This is a genomic window from Methylosinus sp. H3A (genome assembly GCF_015709455.1).
Taxonomy (GTDB): Bacteria; Pseudomonadota; Alphaproteobacteria; order Rhizobiales; family Beijerinckiaceae; genus Methylosinus.
Map to the genome: position 1 here is coordinate 3948844 of NZ_JADNQW010000005.1, position 17735 is coordinate 3966578.

Genomic DNA, 17735 nt, shown 5'->3' on the forward strand with positions numbered 1-17735 from the left:
GTTCGCCCGACGAAAGGAATCACTCGGGCGTGGTCTATATAGGAATGCTCCGACCTTGCGGCAAAGGGCCGCGCGGCGGGAAGCCGAGATCGGTATTCGATCTCATTGAATCGGAAACTGGACTAATTTTTCATTTAGATCGGATTCCGATTGCTCGAACGATACTGTTCGAGCGGAAAGCGCTCTCGAGGAGGCTTCGTAGCACGTGACGCCGAAACTTGTCTTCGTCGCCGCCGTGGCGCGCAACGGCGTCATCGGCGCCGAGGAGCGCACGCCCTGGCGGCTGAAGAGCGATCTCCAGCGCTTTCGCGAGCTGACCTGGGGCAAACCGCTGCTGATGGGGCGGCGCACATTCGAATCGATCGGGCGCCCCCTGCCCGGCCGCGAGACCGTCGCTTTGTCGCGCGATTCGGATTTTCGTCCCGAGGGCGCGCATCTCGCGCGCAGCCTCGAGGAGGCGCTCGGCCTCGCGACGCGCCTCGCCGATTCGATGAAATCGCCGGAGATCATCGTCGCCGGCGGCGCGCAGATATATTCTGCCTTTCTGCCGCTGGCCGATGTGATTCATTTGACCGAGGTCGAGCTGACGATCGCGGGCGACGCCCTGTTTCCCACGCTCGACCCTGCGGAATGGCGCGAGACCGCGCGCGAAACGCCGCGACGAACGGCCGAGGACGAGGCGGATTTCCATTATCTGCGGCTCGAACGCAAGTGAGAGGCGAGGTCGTGCAAACAGCTGTTGCAGGCCGAAGAACCTGAAGCTATAAACCGCCTCGACCAGCGGCGACCGCTTCGCGGACGCCAAATCGGAGTGTAGCGCAGCCTGGTAGCGCACCTCGTTCGGGACGAGGGGGTCGGAGGTTCGAATCCTCTCACTCCGACCAATTTTCCAAGATAAAGCAAGCGCTTATGCGCGTCGGCCTTCGCCCGCGGAGGGGAAAACGCCGCGCCTGACGTCGAATTGCGCCGACGAGCGAATGGCGTCGCCGGGATCGCGCGGACGGCCGAAGGCGCGAACGGCGCCGACGATGCGACGAATGGAAACGGCCGCCGCGATCGATGAGAGGCTCCCGAGCGCCGGGTTCGAGGCCGATACGTGCGCTCATAGCCGTCGCCGCGAACGAAATCATGACGTTGGGCGCGAGCTTATGCTGGAGAGCATCCTGATGTCCTCCGATGTCAGCGTCCATTTCTCGGTCTGGGCCGTTAATTCATCGAATGTTCGATGCAGCTCGTTCCGCGCGACCTGGACCATTTCCGTGTCGTCGAAATCTCTCATCTTCAGGAGAATCGGGACATGAAAGACCAATGGCCCCCTCTCGATCTGAAATGTCACGAGAACATGGTCGCCTTTCGTATTCGGCGTCGCCGTTTCGATGCGCGCCACCTTGATCGTGAACTCGGACATTTCCTCGCCTTCTCATCAGCTTCGGAGAGGCTTTCGATCGCGTTCGACCTCCGGTCGTCGGAGCCGTGAGCATCGCGCTCCTCGCTATCGATAAAATTTGATCGCGATCCAATGGGCCTTTTCGACGGCTTTCGTGATTTCGTCGACGAAATATCCGATATTGCGGCTTCGGCTTTCCAATTGCGCGCCCTCGTTCGCGCCCGCACGGCGGGCGATGAGATACGAAGATGACGAGCGTCCTCGTCATCGCCCGGATAATGTGGCGTCCCTCGACCAGAAATACATTGCTCGGCTCTCGTGAAGCGAACGAACACGATCTTTGCCTTGGTCGATTTCTATAATGCCGCGTTACAGATCGAAGTGACATCGAAGACCAGGACGCGCATTATCTGACAGAGAGAGACCGAAGGCGACGCCAATGAACCTCGACTCGTCGTTCCCCATCGTCGGCGTCGGCGCCTCTGCAGGCGGCATCCAGGCGCTGGAGAGCCTGTTCCGCGCCATGCCGGCCGATCCAGGCATGAGCTTCGTCGTCATCATGCATCTGGCGCCGGACCGAAAAAGCCTCCTCACCGACATATTGGCGCGCCACGCCAAAATGAGCGTCGAGGTCGCCCGCAACGGTCAGCAGCTCGAAAAAGACAAGATCTATGTCATTCCGCCGGCCGCGATACTGACGATCGCCGCGGGGCGGCTTCGGCTGATCGCGACCGACGCCGCCCATCACGAGCGATCGCCGATCGACATTTTCTTCAGCGCGCTCGCGCGCGACCGCGGCGAATCTGCCGTCGGAGTCGTGCTGTCGGGCAGCGGCAGCGACGGCGTTCTCGGCATCAAAGCGATCAAGGAGCACGGCGGCGTGACCCTGGCGCAGGCGACCGATGAATCGGGTCCGGGTTTCGGGGGAATGCCGGGCAGCGCGATCGCCAGCGGGCTGGTCGATTTCGCGGTTCCCATCGATACGATGGCGACGAAGCTCATCGAGATCATGCGCGATATAGCGGAGCCGGAAGATGTCGCCTCGGAGGCGCCGATGAACGAGGACGACGGCGTCGTCCTCGACGCGCGCCAGGCCATCTATTCGATGCTGCGCGATCATGCGGGACATGACTTCAGCGGATATAAGACGAAGACATTCATGCGCCGGGTTCGTCGCCGCATGCAAATCCAGAAATGCGAGACGATCACGGACTATGTCGAGCGGCTGCGTCAACTCCCCGGCGAGGCGACGGCGCTCTTTCGGGATCTGCTGATCAATGTCACGAGCTTTTTTCGCGATGCGGACGCCTTCTGCGCGCTCGAGAAAAGCGCGGTCCCCCGGCTATTCGAGGGGAAAGGAGCGGCCGACTCGGTGCGAGTCTGGGTGCCAGGATGTTCCACAGGCGAAGAAGTCTATTCGCTCGCGATCATTCTGCGCGAACATATGGACGGGCTGAGAGCCGCGCCTCGCGTGACGATTTTCGCGACGGATATAGACGAGGCGGCGCTCACGATCGCACGCGCCGCCCGCTATCCCGCAGCGCTGATGGACGGCGTTTCTGATGAGCGACGCCGACGCTTCTTCACCGCCGAGTCCGGCGGCTATGTTCTCGTCAAGGCGGTTCGCGACCTCTGCGTCTTCTCCCCCCACAGCATTCTGCGCGATCCGCCTTTCTCGCATATGGACCTCGTTTCGTGTCGTAATTTATTGATCTATCTCGGGGCCGACGCGCAGAGGCAGGTGATTCCCATCTTTCACTATTCGCTGCGAGCCGGCGGGTTTCTCTTTCTCGGCATGTCGGAGAGCGTCGGCCAATTCTCCGAGCTGTTCACGCCGCTCGACAAGAAACATTGTCTGTTCGAGGCCCGCGACTCCGGTCGACGCGTGCGTATGCCGCCTTTCATGGCGAGCTTGCACAGCATTCCCTTCGCCGCTCATGCTCCCGACAAGACGGGCTCGGGCTCCGTGTCGCAACTGCGGCGGGCGGTGGATGCGCGAATCGCCGAACGTTTCGCGCCGCCCCATGTCGTCGTGACCGAGGACGGCGAAATCGTTCACTTTTCCGCCCGAACGGGCAAATATCTCGAATCGCCGCCGGGCGCGCCCGATCGTCAGCTCTTTGCTATGGCGCGCAAGGGTTTGCGCCTCGATTTGCGCGCCGTGCTGCGTGAGGCGATCGAGATGCGCCGGACCGCGACGCGCCAGAATGTGAAGGTCGAGACCGATGAAAGCCGCACAGAGCTCGTTTCGCTGACGGCGGAGCCTCTGCCGGACCGGGATGGCGGCCAGTCGCTTTTCTTGATTCTGTTCCAAGGAAGGGAGTCTTCGACGGCCGACGTGGCCCAGCCGCTCCCCGGCGAGCGCGAGCCGACGAGCGATGCGGCGCGGCTGGAAAGTGAATTGTTCGAGACCCGCGAGCGATTGCAGGCGACGATCGAGGAATATGAGACCTCTCTCGAGGAACTGAAATCGGCGAATGAAGAGCTCATCTCGCTGAACGAGGAGACGCAATCGACCAATGAGGAGCTCGAATCCTCCAAGGAGGAGCTGCAATCGCTCAACGAGGAGATGCGGACGGTCAATCATGAGCTGGAGAGCAAGATCGACGATCTGGATCGCGCCAATAGCGATTTGAGAAACGTGTTCGCGAGCACTCGGATCGCGACGATCTTCATGGATCACAATCTCGTCATCCGCAGCTTCACCCCGATGGCGTCGCAAATCTTCAATATCATCCCGTCCGACGCCGGACGACCGCTGACCGACCTCGCGGCAAAGCTCGACTACCCCGACTTGACCGCCGATCTTCGCAAGGTCTTGGAAAGCGGGGCCTCGATCGAGCGGCGCGTGCATAAGAACGACGCCGACGCGCCTTATTATCTCGTCCGCCTCACCGCTTATCGCAGCGCCTCCCAACAGATCGACGGCGTCGTGGCGACATTTATCGACGTCACTGGCTCGACGCGCTCCGAAGAGCAGGTGCAGAAGCTGCAAGCCAACCGCCTGAACTCGATGAAGGAGATGGGCACCGGCCTCGCGCATGAGATCAATCAGCCGCTCTCGGCGGCCGCGACCTATCTCCACGCGGCGCAGCGGTCGTTGAAGCTGCCGTCGAAGCAGCGACCGGCCAGCATCGAAAGCATTTTGGGAAGCGCCGTCGAGCAGGTGCTGTGGGCGGCGCGAGTGGTCGATCACCTGCGTGAGTTCGTCTCCCGTGACGAGCCGCAGAAAACTTACGAGAGCGTGCATAAATTGATCGAGGAGGCCTATGAGCTCACCCTCCCGACCGCCAGGCAGTCGGGCGTCCATGCGACGTTTCATTTGAATGCGAAGGACGATCGTGCGCTCGTGGACGATGTCCAGGTCAAGCAGGTTCTGATCAATCTGATGCGGAACGCCATCGATGCGATGAGCGCCTCGGACAAGCGCGAGCTGATGGTGTCGACGTCCTCGGCCGAGGCGGACATGATCCAGATCGATGTCGCCGATTCCGGTCCCGGCGTGCCGGAAAAGGTCGAAGCCAAGCTGTTCGAGCCCTTCGTCACGACGAAGACACGCGGCATAGGCGTCGGATTGTCGATATCGCGCTCGATCGTCGAAGCGCATTACGGAAAGATATGGACCCGACCCAATCCGGACGGCGGAGCGATCTTCAGCTTCACATTGCCTCTCGCGAAGGCGGATCTCGAGTCGATGAACGACGCTCCAGGCTGAAGCGCCGTTTCTCTGGCCGGCATATGCAATTGCGCGCCTATCCCGTCACTTGCGCATATCGGCGAGATAGCGCCTCGATAGCGTCGGCAGATCGGCTCCGAACGCCGCCTCGAAGGCCGCAGGAAAAGCTTCGCCCGCCTCCAGGCGGCGCAAAATATCGGTAAAGCGCGCGGCGTCCCGCGCCTTCAGCCAGGCCACGAACATAGCCGCCTGGCGAAACGCCAGCCTCTGACGATAGGCGAGATCATATTTGGAGAAATCGCCGATCTTCTCCTTCGAGAAGCCGATCGCGGAGAAATCCGCCCAGACGCCGTGCTCGGCCATGATCAGCGCGTGACCTTCGCGAATTTGGGCCCTGGCCTCCTCCTCGCTCATCTCCTCCGCGCCAGCGCCGCCCGAAACCATGACCGCCAGCCCTTCGACGAACCAGCTCGGTGGACGCGCCGCCCACATTCCGCGCCAGCCGAGCAAATGCGCATGCGAGAGCTCATGCGTCAGCACCGGCGCGAGGCGCGCGCGCTCGGCCCCGCACAATGTCGGAGAGAGCACGATGCGCTCCGACAGAGCGACCGCCGCAATGCCCGGATCGCCCATTCCATTGGCCTTGGCGTAATTGTCGTAGGAGGCGTAGACGCCGATGATCGGCGTGCGCGCGAAGGGTCGCCCATGCGCGTCTTCGACGCTGCGCATCGCCTCCGGCAGCATCCGGCCGACGACGAGGGCGCAGCCCTCAGCGGCCGGCTCGAAATGAACGGGGGAGTCGGCCGATAGCGCCGGCGACCATTTCGGATCGTGGAAAGAGGCGAGCGCGAAACGCCAGAGCCGCGTCGCGAGGCTGAACGAAACCGCGACGACGACGAGCAGAGCGATAAAGGAATGGCGTTGCATGAAAAGACTGGCCCCGGCGAGCCGCTCCTCGCGGCGCCCAGGCGAGCCATGCCGATCGGCGACGCTATGGAATGTGCGCCAGCGCACATTCCGAGCGAGGCGTCAGCGCGAGCCGATCGAGACCGGGGTCCAGCCGCCCGCCTCCATCTCCACGGCGAAGGAAACGCCGCGGGCGATGAGCTTGTTGCGGTCGGCGACGCCGACGACGGGCGCGCGCTCGGAGGTCGCGATCTCGGCGATCGGCGCGCCGGGCAGCGCCAACTGCTCCGGCCGGGCCAGCCCGCTGATCCGCCCGGCGACGGGCGCGCGCACCGGCTCCTCGCCGAGAAAGCCCAAAATCTCCTCGGCCTCGACTCGATCGCCGATGGTTTTGCGCGCGGCGAGCTCGCCCTCGGCGACGGCGATCACATCCCAATAGTCGAGCGCGAGGCGATCGGCGCCGCGGCGGCTCGGCGGCGAATCGCCCGCGCGCAGCACCGCGCCCGGATCGAGCCCGTCCGTCGCGATCACCAGATCGCAATCCGTCCCGGCCACGAAGCCGGAGCCGACGCCGATCGTCAGCTCGGCCAAATTGGCAAGCGAGCGCGCCGGCCGCCCGTCATGGTCGGGCGCGGCGATGATGACGTCCCAGGGCCAGCGCTCGACGACCTCCTCGAGAGGCCGCAGCAGAAGCGGAAGAAATTGCCGGGTCTGCATGCCGCAGAGAAATTCGGTCGGCCGGTCGGCGCGGCGCGCCTCGACGCCGCCCAGAGTGGCGATCCCGTCGAACCAGGCGTCCGCATAGCACATGCGCCGCCGCAGAGCGCGCGGCGGCCGCTCCTGATGGAGCACGGTCGCATAGCCTTCGCCGATCAGCCGCCTGGCCACGGCCGAAGCCCTTTCTCCGACGCCGCAGACGAGAACGCATTGCTCTTTGTTCATCGATCCTTCTCAGCCTCGATACGCGCGACGTCGATCGCTGTGTATCATAATTACATATTGTGACGCAACTCGCCTGCTGCAGCGCAAACGCGAGCCCGCTCGCGGCCCCGCGCCTTCGAGCTCGAAAGGGGTGCGAGACGCGGACGCCTGCTGTATAGCAGAGCCTCCAGCGATCTTGCGCGCGCGAAATGACCCATCCGCACCACCTCACCGTCCGCGTCTATTACGAGGACACGGATTTTTCCGGCCTCGTCTATCACGCCTCTTATCTGCGCTTCATGGAGCGCGGCCGCACCGAGCTGTTGCGCGATCTCGGCCTCGGCCAGCGCGACCTGCTCCAAGCGCAAGGCGGCCTGTTCTTCGTCGTGCGCGCCATGACGATCGACTTCCGAAAGCCAGCGCAGATGGACGATTCTCTCACTGTGGAGACGATCGTCCGCGAGGTGTCCGGCGCCTCCTTCGATCTCGACCAGCGCGTTTTGCGCGGCGACGAGCCTCTGGTTTCCGCTCGCGTGAAGATCGCCGCGGTGGAAGGCGGCCGGCCGCGCCGTCTGCCGGCCGAGGTGCGCGAGAAATTCGCCTCGGTCGCCCGGCCTCGCGACGCTTGACCTTTACGGTCCCTTAAGCCTTCCGCTCATATTTCTGTTTGTGCGGCGCATCCAGGACAAAATCTCGGCGGATTCGCGCTTCATACCGCTCTGGCTCCGCAGCCTTCGGCTCGGCGCTGCGGAAGCGAGCGCGACCTGATTTTTCTTGCCGCCGCCCGATCCCCGGGCAGAAGCCGACGATTCCGCCGCGATCGATCCAGTTTCGCCGCCGACCCCGCGACTTCCGAGGACGACTTTCATGAATCCAGCCGAAATCGCCGCCCCGCTCTCCGGCGCCGCTACAGAAATCTCCATCTGGGGCATGTTCTGGGGCGCGCATATCGTCGTGAAGCTGGTGATGGTCGGCCTGCTCCTCGCCTCGGTCTGGTGCTGGGCGATCATCGTCAACAAAGTGCTGCTGTTCTCGCGCACGCGCCGCGCCATGGATCGTTTCGAGGAAGTGTTCTGGTCCGGCTCCTCGCTCGAGGATCTCTACGCCAAGCTGCAGGAGCGTCCGGCAGCCGGAATGGGCAGCCTGTTCATCGCCGCCATGCGCGAGTGGAAGCGCTCGTTCCAGAACGCCGGCGCCTCCTTCATGGGCCTGCAGGCGCGTATCGACAAAGTGCTGGACGTCTCCATCGCCCGCGAGGTCGAGAAGCTCGAATCCAATCTCCTGGTGCTGGCGACGGTCGCTTCGGCCGGCCCCTTCGTCGGCCTGTTCGGCACGGTGTGGGGCATAATGACCTCCTTCCGCTCCATCGCCGCCTCCAAGAACACCTCGCTCGCCGTGGTCGCGCCGGGCATAGCGGAAGCGCTGCTGGCCACCGCCATTGGCCTCTTCGCGGCCATTCCGGCGCTGGTCGCCTATAATAAGCTGCAGGGCGACGTCGCCCGCACCCAGGCGCGGCTCGAGAGCTTCGCCGACGAATTCTCCGCCATTCTGTCGCGCCAGATCGATCAGCACGCCGGCCAGTCCGGCCGCGATCGCGCGGCCTGAGCGGGAGAAGCGCAGATGGGAGCGTCGATCGCCGCTGGACGCAAGGGCTCGGGCCGCCGCCGACGCGGAACGCCGCGCTATGGCGCCATGGCCGAGATCAATATGACGCCCTTCATCGACGTGATGCTGGTGCTGCTCATCATCTTCATGGTGGCGGCGCCTTTGCTAGCCACTGGCGTCGCTGTCGATCTGCCGCAGACCAAGGCCGGCCCGCTCAATATCGATCAGAAGCCGCTGTCCATCGCCGTGGACGACAAGGGGCAGATCTTTCTGATGGATCAGCCGATCGAGATCGGCCAGCTGCTCGACCGTCTGAAGGAGACCGCCAAAGCGGGCTTCGACGAGCGCATCTATATGCGCGCCTCCAAGACGGTGAATTACGGCCGCGTCGCCGAGATCATGTCGCTGGTGACGTCGGCCGGCTACAAGAAGGTCGCGCTGGTGACCGAAGTGGACAAGAAGTGAGGGAGCGGCTTGAAGCCCTCGCGTTCCCAACCCGGCCTCATCGTCTCGGCGGCCGCCCATGCCGGGCTACTGCTGGCGACGCTCATCGCCTTTTCGGACACGAAGAAATTCGATGACGCGCAGGAGACCGTGCCTGTCGATATCGTCACGGATGCGCAGATCAATCAGGTGATGAAGGGCGAGAAGACCGCCAAGGAGATCAAGCCCGTCCAACGCGCCGACAAGATCGCCGAGCAGCATGAGACCAAGCCGCTGCCGCCGCTCGCCGAGGCCAAGAAGGATGTCGCCGCCCCGCCCCCGCCGATGAAGCCGCGGCTAGAGGAGCCGGAGGACAAGCCCGAGGCCCCGCCCCCGCCCAAACGCGTCGCCGCTCTGCCGCCGACCCCGGAGCCCCCCCTCCGCCCGACGCCACCCAAAGCCGAGCCCGCCAAAGCCGAGCCGCAGCCGGCCAAGGCGGAGCCTCCCAAGCCCGAGCCGCCGAAACCCGAGCGCGCCAAGCCCGCGCCGACGCCGCCCGAGCGCGAGGAGCCGGAAGAGGCCGAAGTGGTGAAGCCAAAGCCCCCCGTGCGTCCGAAGCCCGAGAAGGAGGCGAAGGAGACGCCGCAGCCTCCCGAGAAGCCGAAGCCCAAGGAAGAGGCCAAAAAGGAAGCGGCGAAGCCGAAGGAGCCCGCCAAGCAATTGAAGGTCGATGAGGTGGCCAAGCTCCTGGAGAAGAAGAAAGCCGCCGAAAAGGGCGCGCCGAGCGAATCCGACGAGAAGAAGAAGTCCGACAAGCCGCCGGCCAAGCCGAAATCCGGCGACGAATCCGCGCCCAAGTCGAAATTCGACGCCGCCAATATCGCCAATCTCTTGAGCCACGAGGCCCCGCAGCGGCGCGCCGCGACCGGCGCCGATCTGACCAAGACCGCCTCGCTCGGCGCGCCGACGGCGAACGCGCCGCGCATGTCGCCGACGCTGCAAGCGCAGATCGACGCTTATACGGTCGATCACTATCGCCGTTGCTGGCAGGCCGCGCTGTCGATCAACGCACACAGCTATGTGCCGCGCGTCGAATTCCGCCTGACGCGCGAAGGAGCGCTCGAGGGTGCGCCGCGCCTGCTCAACCCCTCCTCCGATCCCGTCGAGCACAGCCGCGGCGAGCAGGCGCTCGCCGCCGTGCGGCGCTGCAGCCCCATGCCGATTCCGGCGGCCTTCGCGCCCCATTACGATTATTGGCGCGTCACGGAATTGGATATGAGGGAAGATATGTAGCGGCGTCTCGCTCTTCGCCTCCGAAATTCGAAAACGCCCAGGATCCCTGTCTCATGACGATCGACATCACCCGCCGCACGGCCGCCCATCTTCTCGCCGGCGCAGCCTTCTCGCCGCTCCTCTCCGCGCCCGCGCGCGCGGCGCGCGTGCTCGATCTGCGCGCGGGCGGCGGCTTTCAGCCGGTCTCCGTGGCGGTGACGAATTTCTCCGGCGACGAGGCGGCGCGCATAGTGACCAGCGTCATCGTCAATAACTTCAAGCGCTCCGTCTTCCTGCGCCCGATCGAGCCCGGCGGCTTCCCCGAGCCCGCCGGCTCCGAGGCCGCGCCCAATCTCGATCTCTTCCGCACCGTCAACGCGCAATATGTGGTGACCGGCCGCTCGCAGCGCGGCCCGGACGGGCGGCTCAAGACCGAGTTCCGCCTCTTCGACGTGACGACGGGCGAGCAGGCCGCCGGCCAGCAATATGTGACCGATTCCGCCAATATGCGCCGCGTCGCCCATCTCGTCTCGGACGCGGTGTTCACGCGCATCACCGGCGAGAAAGGTTTCTTCGACACACGCGTCGTCTTCGTGGACGAGAGCGGGTCCAAGGAGCATCGCCGCAAGCGACTCGCGATAATGGATCAGGACGGCGCCAATGTGCGCTTTCTGACCCGCGGCGACGAGCTCGTCGTCACGCCGCGTTTCTCGCCCTCCTCGCAGGACGTCACCTATATGTCCTTCGGCTCCGCCGATCCCAAAGTGCTGCTGCTGAACATAGAAAGCGGCCAGCGCGAGGTGGTCGGCAATTTTCCGGGCATGACCTTTTCGCCGCGCTTCTCGCCGGACGGGCAGAAGATCGTCATGTCGCTCTCGCAGGGCGCGGCGACCAATCTCTACGCCATGGATATACGCTCCCGCACGACGACCAGGCTCACCGACACCAACGCCATCGACACCTCGCCCTCCTATTCGCCGAGCGGCGGCGAGATCGTCTTCGAATCGGATCGCGGCGGCTCGCAGCAGATCTATGTAATGGGTGCGAGCGGCGGCGGCGCGCGGCGCATCTCCTTCGGCCAGGGTCGTTATTCGACGCCGGTCTGGTCGCCCAAGGGCGATTACATCGCCTTCACCAAGCAATCGAGCGGCTCCTTCGGCATAGGCGTGATGAAGCCGGACGGCTCCGGCGAGCGCATCCTCACCGAGGGCTTTCACAACGAGGGCCCGACCTGGGCGCCCAACGGGCTGTTCCTGATGTTCTTCCGCGATCCGGGCGGCGGATCGGGCGCGAAGATTTTCATGGTCGATATTTTCGGCCGCTCGGAATTCCCCGTGCCGACGCCGTCTTACGCGTCCGATCCGTCCTGGGGGCCGTTGCAGGATTAGCCCCCCTTTCCAACCCTCCCCCGCTGCGCCGGACAGGGAGCGGATTCCGCCGTTCGCAAAAGTCTGCGCAATGCTTGCCGCCTTCCCCCTCCCGCGCGGCGAGCTATCGAATGCACGCATCCTCCTCGCCCCCGCGACGTCTTGGCCGGGCTTGTCCCGGCCATCCACGCCGACACGCCGAGGCGTCTTGAGAAGTTTGACGTAGCTCCGAAGCTCCGGCGGAGCCCGGCATGGGACGAAATCCGTCGATAGCGGGCGCTTTCCTTTGGTTTCTCAGCTGCTCGGCGTGGATGGCCGGGACAAGCCCGGTCAGGACGGCCGCAGCGTCTCGCGAAGGGTGAATCCGATAGCCTGCAGCAGGGGAGATTAGGGGAGGAGCGTGTCCTACTCTTTCTCCAAAGGCCGATACGCATCGGTGACGCCGCCGATCAAATTGGCGGACAGCAGCAATTCCGTCGAAATCTCCCCGCCCACGGCACGCAACCGCACCCCGGCGGCGATCGCCTCGCTCAGCGCGCGCCGGGCCGCGACGGCCTCCTCGATCGAGACGGCGACGAAAGCGAAATCTTCACCCGGCCGTCTCTGCGCGAGGCGGCCGATATCGGCGCCGATGACATTGGCGATCTTCGGATAGCCGCCGGTCGGCTGGCGATCGGCCATCAGCACGAGCGGCGAACCATCGCCCGGAACCTGTATCGCGCCGAGCGCGACGCCGTCCGAGACGATGTCATGGCCCTTCGCATGAAGAAGGCGCGGGCCTTCGAGCCAATAGGCCATGCGGTCGCTGCGCGGCGAGACCCGCCAGCGCGCCGACAGAAACTCGCCGATCGCCTCTCGCGTGAAATAATCGGCCTGCGGGCCGAGCAGCGCGCGGATCGGCTCGCCCCCGGCGGCGAGCCACTGCGCCTCGAGCGCCAGCAATTCCCGCGGCGGCGAGGCGAGATCGGCGAGCGGCAGAACATCGCCGGCCCGCAATCCGCGTCCCTCGAGCCCACCCATCGACGAACGTGTATGAGTGGCGAGCGAGCCGAGCGCCGCCGGCAGGTCGATGCGTCCCACGACGGCGACATAGCACCAGGCGCCGCCCCTCCCCGCGCGAATGGAGAGACGCGCGCCCGGCTCCAGCGATAGAGCGCAAGCGGAGGGAAGAGCCACGCCGTCGACGCGAATATCGAACGCGCCGCCTGCGATGGCGAGGCCTATGGTCTCGCCTTCCGCCGTCAGCTCCAAGCCGCCGAGCGAGACCTCGATCGCCGCAGCGCCCGGCGCGGCTCCCGCCGCGAGATTGGCGGCGGCGAAGGCGCTCTCATCCATAGGACCGGCCGGCGTGACGCCGAAGCGCAGGCTGCCGCGGCGCCCCGCATCCTGCAGCGTGACGCCCGGCCCCGCCGTGCCGATGACGAGACGCGCGCTCATGACGCCGTCTCGCGCCGCGCGACAATTTCACCGCGCGCGCTCCTCTCCTCGAGCGCGCGAAACGTCGCCTCGTCGATCGGCTCGAAACGCAGCGCGTCGCCGACCTGGACGAAAAAGGACGGATCGCGCTCCACTGCGAAAAGCCGCTCGGGCGTGCGGCCGAGGACATACCAGCCGGTCGGCATAGGATCGGCGCCGATGAGCGAGAGGCCGCCGCCGATGAGCACAGCGCCCCGCGGCGTCGGCCCGCGCGGCGCGGCGCGGCGCGGAACCGCGAGCGCCGACGGCAGGCCGCCGAGATAGCACCAGCCCGGCGCGAAGCCATACATATAAGCGCGATATTCTGCGCCCGAGTGAAGCTCCGCGACGCGCTCGGGCGCGAGCGACAGCGCCGCGCCCGCCGCTGCGAGATCCTCGCCATGAGGCGGCTCGTAGCAGCAGGGGATGATCCAGCGGACGCTCGGCGCAGCGCTCTCCTGCATGGCGCTCTCCTGCGCCTCGACATGGGCGACGAGCGCGGCGCGCTCCAGCGCCAGAGGATCGTAATGAATCATCAGCGAGCGATAGGTCGGAACCGTCTCGATGATTCCCGCGAGCGGCGCGGCGCGCAGCGCTGCGTCCAGAGCCAGCACTTCCGCGTTGATGGAAAGATCGACGCTGTCGCCGAATTCGATGACGAGCGCCGCCTCGCCGGCGTCGAGACAACGCGGCGCGGCGTAGCGCATCGCCTCAGGCTTCCGCTGGCGCGAAGGGTGACAGTCTATAGCCGGCGCGCTCCAGCGCCACGCGCAGACGCCGCGTCATGTCGACGGCGTGCGCCGTGTCCCCATGCACGCAGATCGAGTCGATCGGCGTCGGCAAGCGCTTGCCGCTCTCGGTGACGATCGCCTGCTCCTCGAGCATCGCGAGCGCGCGCGCGGCGGCCCAATCGGGATCTTCGATGACGGCGCCCTTCTGGCTGCGCGACTTCAGCCGTCCGTCGTCGAGATAGGAGCGATCGGCGAAGACCTCATGGGCGATGAGCGCGCCGATATGCTCGGCCGCCGCCACCTGCTCGCTGCGCGCGATGGCGAGCAGAGTGAGGCCGGCGTCGACGGCGCGCGTCGCCCGCGCTACGGCGAGCGCGATCTCCGGCTCGACTTCCGCGACATTGGCGAGCGCGCCATGACATTTCACATAAGTGAGGCGATGGCCGCTATAGAGCGCTAGCGCCTGCGCCGCGCCGATCTGATAGGCGACGAGACGCTCGACCTCGGCGGCCGAATAGGGAATGCGCCGGCGGCCGAAGCCCGCGAGATCGGGAAAGGACACATGCGCGCCAATGGCGACGCCGCGCGTCTTCGCCAGCGAGAAGCAGCGCGCCATTATGTCGGGATCGCCCGCGTGATAGCCGCAGGCGACATTGGCGGAAGTGACGAGGTCGAGCATGGCCTCGTCGTCGCCCATGCGCCAGGCTCCGAATCCTTCCCCGAGATCGGCGTTGAGATCGACTGTCACTGTGCCCCGGCTCCCCCACGCGCCTCGTCCTCGGCGATGTCCTCGCGCCAGATCGAAGGATGCGCTTCGATATAGCTCCGCATCAACTCGCGACAGCGCGCATCGTCGAGCAGCGTCACCTCGACCCCATGGTCGCGCAAAAACTGCTCATTGCCGCCAAAGCTTCTGTTCTCGCCCACGACGACGCGCGGAATTTTGAATTGCACGATCGTCCCAGCGCACATCATGCAGGGCGAGAGCGTCGTATAGAGCGTCGTCTCGCGATAGGACTCCCTGCGCCCCGCGTCACGCAGACAATCCATCTCGCCATGCAGGATCGGATCGCCCTGCTGCACGCGGCGATTATGGCCGCGGCCGAGAATGCGCGCGCCTTCGGCGAGCACGGAGCCGATCGGCAAACCGCCCTCGTCGAAGCTCTTCTTCGCCTGACGAAACGCCTCTTCCATGCAAAAGACATCCGACGGATTCATCGAGCTCCCCTCTCCAGCGCGCCCCGCCTGAGAGGCTCGCCCTATTCCGCCGCGAGCACTTGCGGCGGCGGAAAGGCGACCTCGACCAGCGTGCCTTGGTTCTTGCGGCTCTTGATCGAGAAGGAGGCGCGATTAGCCTCGATCAACGCTTTGGTCACCGGCAGACCGAGCCCGGTGCCGCCGCGCGACGCGCCGATCTGACGGAAAGGCTCGAGCGCCGTCTCGATCTCGTTCTCGGACATGCCTATGCCTGTGTCCTTCACGCGGATCACCACATATCCGGCGTCGGTCAAGGCGCTCGACACGATCACCTGCCCGCCGGCCTCGTTGAACTTGACCGCATTGGACAGAAGGTTGAGCAATATCTGCCGCAGCGACCGGCCGTCGGCAAGGATGCGCGGCAAGCGCGGCCACAAGGACAGGCGGATCACCACGCGGCTACGGCTCGCCTGCGGCTGCATGATCGACACGCATTCGGAGATGACGGCGTTGGCGTCGATGCGCTCCACATCGAGCTCGAACTTGCCCGCCTCGATCTTGGAAAGGTCGAGCAGATCGTTGACGAGGCTCAGCACATGCGCGCCGGACGTGTGGATATCCTTGAGATATTCCTTGTAGCGCTCATTGCCGAGCGGGCCGAAGCGCTCCTCCATCATCACCTCGGCGAAGCCGATGATGGCGTTGAGCGGCGTGCGAATCTCATGGCTCACCTTGGCCAGAAAATCGGTCTTGGCGGCGCTGGCGCGCTCGGCCTCGCGGCGGGCGGCCTCGAGCTCGTCGTCCGAGCTGCGGCGGCGGATGACATGCAGAATGACGCAGCGCCTCTGCTCGGGCGGCGGGCCGAGCGGCGCGAGCGTCAGCTGCACCGGAAGCAATTGGCCTTTGCGCACGCGCGCTTGGACCTGGAGCCCCTCCCCCGTCTCACGTCCCGCGGGGCGGCGGAGAAAATCGGCGACCGCTCCCTGATCGGCGTCGCAAAACAGCGAGGCGAGGCCGGAGCCCAGCAGCGTCCGCGGCTCGGCTCCGACGAGCCCGACGAACGCCGCATTGACGCTGCGCAATCTGCCGTCCGCATCGACGACCGCCACAGCGTCGATCATCGCATCGAGAACGGCGCGAAGCTCCTCCGCCTCGTGGCGGCGCGTTTCCGCCTCCTTGCGCAATGCGCCGGCGCGAGCGGACTCCGGCGCGGCGGAGGGCGGATGCGCGCTGCGCAAGGTGACGAGGGTCGCGGAAACGCCATCCCATTCGATCGGCTCGAGACGCGCGTCCGCCTCGAGCGGCTCGCCATCGCAATCCAAGACTTCGACGACGCCGCCCGCGGTTCCATCCGGCGCGGTGGGCGGCCGGCGGCCGGCGAAGAGCCGCGTCGCCCCGCCGTCGGCGGCGAGAGCGTCGGCGTCGGAATAGCCCAAATATTCGAGCAGCGTGCGATTGGCGTAGAGAATCTCGGCCCCGCGCGCGACCATCACGCCGATCGGCAGGCGGTCGAGCAGCGCGGCGGCGCGCGACACATCGCCGGGAATGGCGAAATTCTCATTCGACGGCGCAGGCTCGACCTCGGCCTCGGGCTCCGCCGACGCCGCCACGGCCTGCCCCGTCGTCGCCTGCTCGATCGTCTCGAACAGATCTCGCACAGATCCCTTGGCCGGCTTTTGCGCGGCGGAGGCGAGCGCCCGCGCGATCTCGTCGAAGGCCGTGCGCTCGCTCGCCGACAGCGCCTCGCCGATGGAGGCGGCGGCCTCTTCGAGCCGCGGCATCGGCCGCAACGGCACGATCTTGGCGCCGCCGGCCATCACCGGCGTGGACTCGGTCTCCACAGGAGCCTCGGCGACCGCGACGGGCGGCGGCTCGATCTCCGCGATCTGCGGCTCGGCCTCGCTGCGCAGTCGGTCCACATGCAGCACGCCATAGCCCTGATAACCACCGAAACCACGCCCATCGTCGAAAACGGGCAGCGCGCCGAGCGTCACCGGGACGCGCGCCGAGCCGCCCTCGAGCGGCCAGTCGAGCTCCACCCCGCTCCAGGAGCGGCGCGAGGCGAAAGCCTCGGCGAGGCGATCGTCGGAAGCGAGCCGCAGACGGCTCGCCAGATCGAGAAACAGCCGTCCGGCGATTTCGCCATTCTCCCGCCCGACGACATCCGCGAGCGCGGAGGTGACGTCGAGGACGCGCCCCTCGGCGTCGGCGCGCCAGAGGAAACGCTCCGGTCGCCGCGCGGGCGGCGCGAGTGTCTCTGGAGCTTTCTCGGGAGCTTTCTCGGGATCGGGCTGCGGCACGGCCGGGACGGCGCTCTCGGACGCGGCCGAGCGCATGCCGAGCAAGGCGACGAGGAACAAAGACGGCGCGTCTCGCTCGGCGGCCAGGGTGCGACACAGCACCGTCGCCGTCTGCGCTATGGGGCCGAAGGAGAAGCGCAGCCGCTCGAGGCGCGGCGCCGAGGCGTGGCTCTGCGCGCCCGCGAGCTCGCGGAGCCGGCGCGCGCCGGGCTCCGCGCCACGGAACAAACGTTCGCCGAGCGCGTCGAGATCGCCGCCGAATACGGAGATGGCGGATTCATTGGCGTGGACGACCGCGAGCGGCTCGCCCGCGGCCGCGACGATCGGCGCGCCAGACGCCTCGAGCGCGGCAAAGGCCGGATCGGCGCTGATCTGTGCGGCGACCGCCTCGCTCTCGATCCCCAGCCTGTCGTGCTCGCTCATATCGACAGCGCCTCTTCGGACGCGACAAGCGCCGGAATCCGGCGCGGAACAAAGGCGACGCGGAACGCGCGA

General features: G+C 66.0%; 15 protein-coding genes and 1 tRNA gene. 9 read left to right on the forward strand and 7 right to left on the reverse strand.

What is annotated here, in order from left to right:
- The first annotated feature begins 205 nt into the window (after positions 1 to 205).
- The 4 genes from IY145_RS21250 to IY145_RS21265 all read left to right on the forward strand — a co-directional run bounded on the left by IY145_RS21250 (position 206) and on the right by IY145_RS21265 (position 5102).
- Positions 206 to 715 carry a dihydrofolate reductase gene (locus tag IY145_RS21250; protein WP_196410019.1) on the forward strand — a complete coding sequence of 170 codons (510 nt, stop codon included), beginning with the start codon at positions 206 to 208 and terminating at the stop codon, positions 713 to 715.
- Positions 716 to 807: 92 nt separating this feature from the next.
- A tRNA-Pro gene (locus tag IY145_RS21255) sits at positions 808 to 884 on the forward strand.
- A 341-nt stretch (positions 885 to 1225) separates the two neighbouring features.
- Positions 1226 to 1477, forward strand: coding sequence for a hypothetical protein (locus IY145_RS25355; RefSeq protein ID WP_210332708.1), 252 nt, complete (start codon positions 1226 to 1228; stop codon positions 1475 to 1477).
- 349 nt (positions 1478 to 1826) lie between these two features.
- The gene (locus IY145_RS21265; protein WP_196410021.1) at positions 1827 to 5102 is read left to right on the forward strand and encodes a chemotaxis protein CheB; all 3276 of its coding nucleotides are present in this window, start codon (positions 1827 to 1829) and stop codon (positions 5100 to 5102) included.
- A 45-nt stretch (positions 5103 to 5147) separates the two neighbouring features.
- On the opposite strand, the gene IY145_RS21270 is transcribed toward IY145_RS21265, so the two are convergent.
- Positions 5148 to 5990 carry a hypothetical protein gene (locus tag IY145_RS21270; RefSeq protein WP_196410022.1) on the reverse strand — a complete coding sequence of 281 codons (843 nt, stop codon included), beginning with the start codon at positions 5988 to 5990 and terminating at the stop codon, positions 5148 to 5150.
- Between the two features lie 102 nt (positions 5991 to 6092).
- Complete coding sequence (locus IY145_RS21275) at positions 6093 to 6911, reverse strand: hypothetical protein (protein WP_196410023.1); 819 nt, start codon at positions 6909 to 6911, stop codon at positions 6093 to 6095.
- Positions 6912 to 7099: 188 nt separating this feature from the next.
- On the opposite strand from IY145_RS21275, the gene ybgC reads away from it, so the two are divergent.
- The 5 genes from ybgC (at position 7100) to tolB (ending at position 11578) form a co-directional block, all read left to right on the forward strand.
- Positions 7100 to 7519, forward strand: a complete 420-nt coding sequence (gene ybgC, locus IY145_RS21280) for a tol-pal system-associated acyl-CoA thioesterase (RefSeq protein WP_196410024.1) — start codon at positions 7100 to 7102, stop codon at positions 7517 to 7519.
- Positions 7520 to 7757: 238 nt separating this feature from the next.
- Entirely contained in the window at positions 7758 to 8495 is a 738-nt protein-coding gene (tolQ, locus tag IY145_RS21285) for a protein TolQ (RefSeq protein WP_196410025.1), read from the forward strand.
- Between the two features lie 15 nt (positions 8496 to 8510).
- Positions 8511 to 8960 carry a biopolymer transporter ExbD gene (locus tag IY145_RS21290; RefSeq protein WP_196410026.1) on the forward strand — a complete coding sequence of 150 codons (450 nt, stop codon included), beginning with the start codon at positions 8511 to 8513 and terminating at the stop codon, positions 8958 to 8960.
- A gap of 9 nt (positions 8961 to 8969) precedes the next feature.
- Entirely contained in the window at positions 8970 to 10211 is a 1242-nt protein-coding gene (locus tag IY145_RS21295; RefSeq protein WP_196410027.1) for a cell envelope biogenesis protein TolA, read from the forward strand.
- Between the two features lie 53 nt (positions 10212 to 10264).
- Positions 10265 to 11578 (forward strand): Tol-Pal system beta propeller repeat protein TolB, encoded by a 1314-nt coding sequence (gene tolB / locus IY145_RS21300; protein ID WP_196410028.1) that lies wholly within the window; start codon positions 10265 to 10267, stop codon positions 11576 to 11578.
- Between the two features lie 384 nt (positions 11579 to 11962).
- On the opposite strand, the gene IY145_RS21305 is transcribed toward tolB, so the two are convergent.
- The 5 genes from IY145_RS21305 to IY145_RS21325 are packed head-to-tail and all read right to left on the reverse strand — an operon-like array spanning position 11963 to position 17663.
- Positions 11963 to 12994, reverse strand: coding sequence for a biotin-dependent carboxyltransferase family protein (locus tag IY145_RS21305; protein WP_196410029.1), 1032 nt, complete (start codon positions 12992 to 12994; stop codon positions 11963 to 11965).
- On the reverse strand, positions 12991 to 13719 hold the full coding sequence (locus tag IY145_RS21310; protein WP_196410030.1) for a 5-oxoprolinase subunit B family protein: 729 nt from the start codon (positions 13717 to 13719) through the stop codon (positions 12991 to 12993). The genes IY145_RS21305 and IY145_RS21310 overlap by 4 nt, the downstream gene beginning before the upstream one ends.
- A 4-nt stretch (positions 13720 to 13723) precedes the next feature.
- Positions 13724 to 14491, reverse strand: a complete 768-nt coding sequence (locus IY145_RS21315) for a LamB/YcsF family protein (protein WP_196410031.1) — start codon at positions 14489 to 14491, stop codon at positions 13724 to 13726.
- Positions 14488 to 14961 (reverse strand): nucleoside deaminase, encoded by a 474-nt coding sequence (locus IY145_RS21320; RefSeq protein ID WP_246722136.1) that lies wholly within the window; start codon positions 14959 to 14961, stop codon positions 14488 to 14490. Before IY145_RS21320 ends, IY145_RS21315 begins: the two co-directional genes overlap by 4 nt.
- Before the next feature lie 41 nt (positions 14962 to 15002).
- The gene (locus IY145_RS21325; RefSeq protein WP_196410032.1) at positions 15003 to 17663 is read right to left on the reverse strand and encodes a histidine kinase dimerization/phospho-acceptor domain-containing protein; all 2661 of its coding nucleotides are present in this window, start codon (positions 17661 to 17663) and stop codon (positions 15003 to 15005) included.
- Between the last annotated feature and the right edge of the window lie 72 nt (positions 17664 to 17735).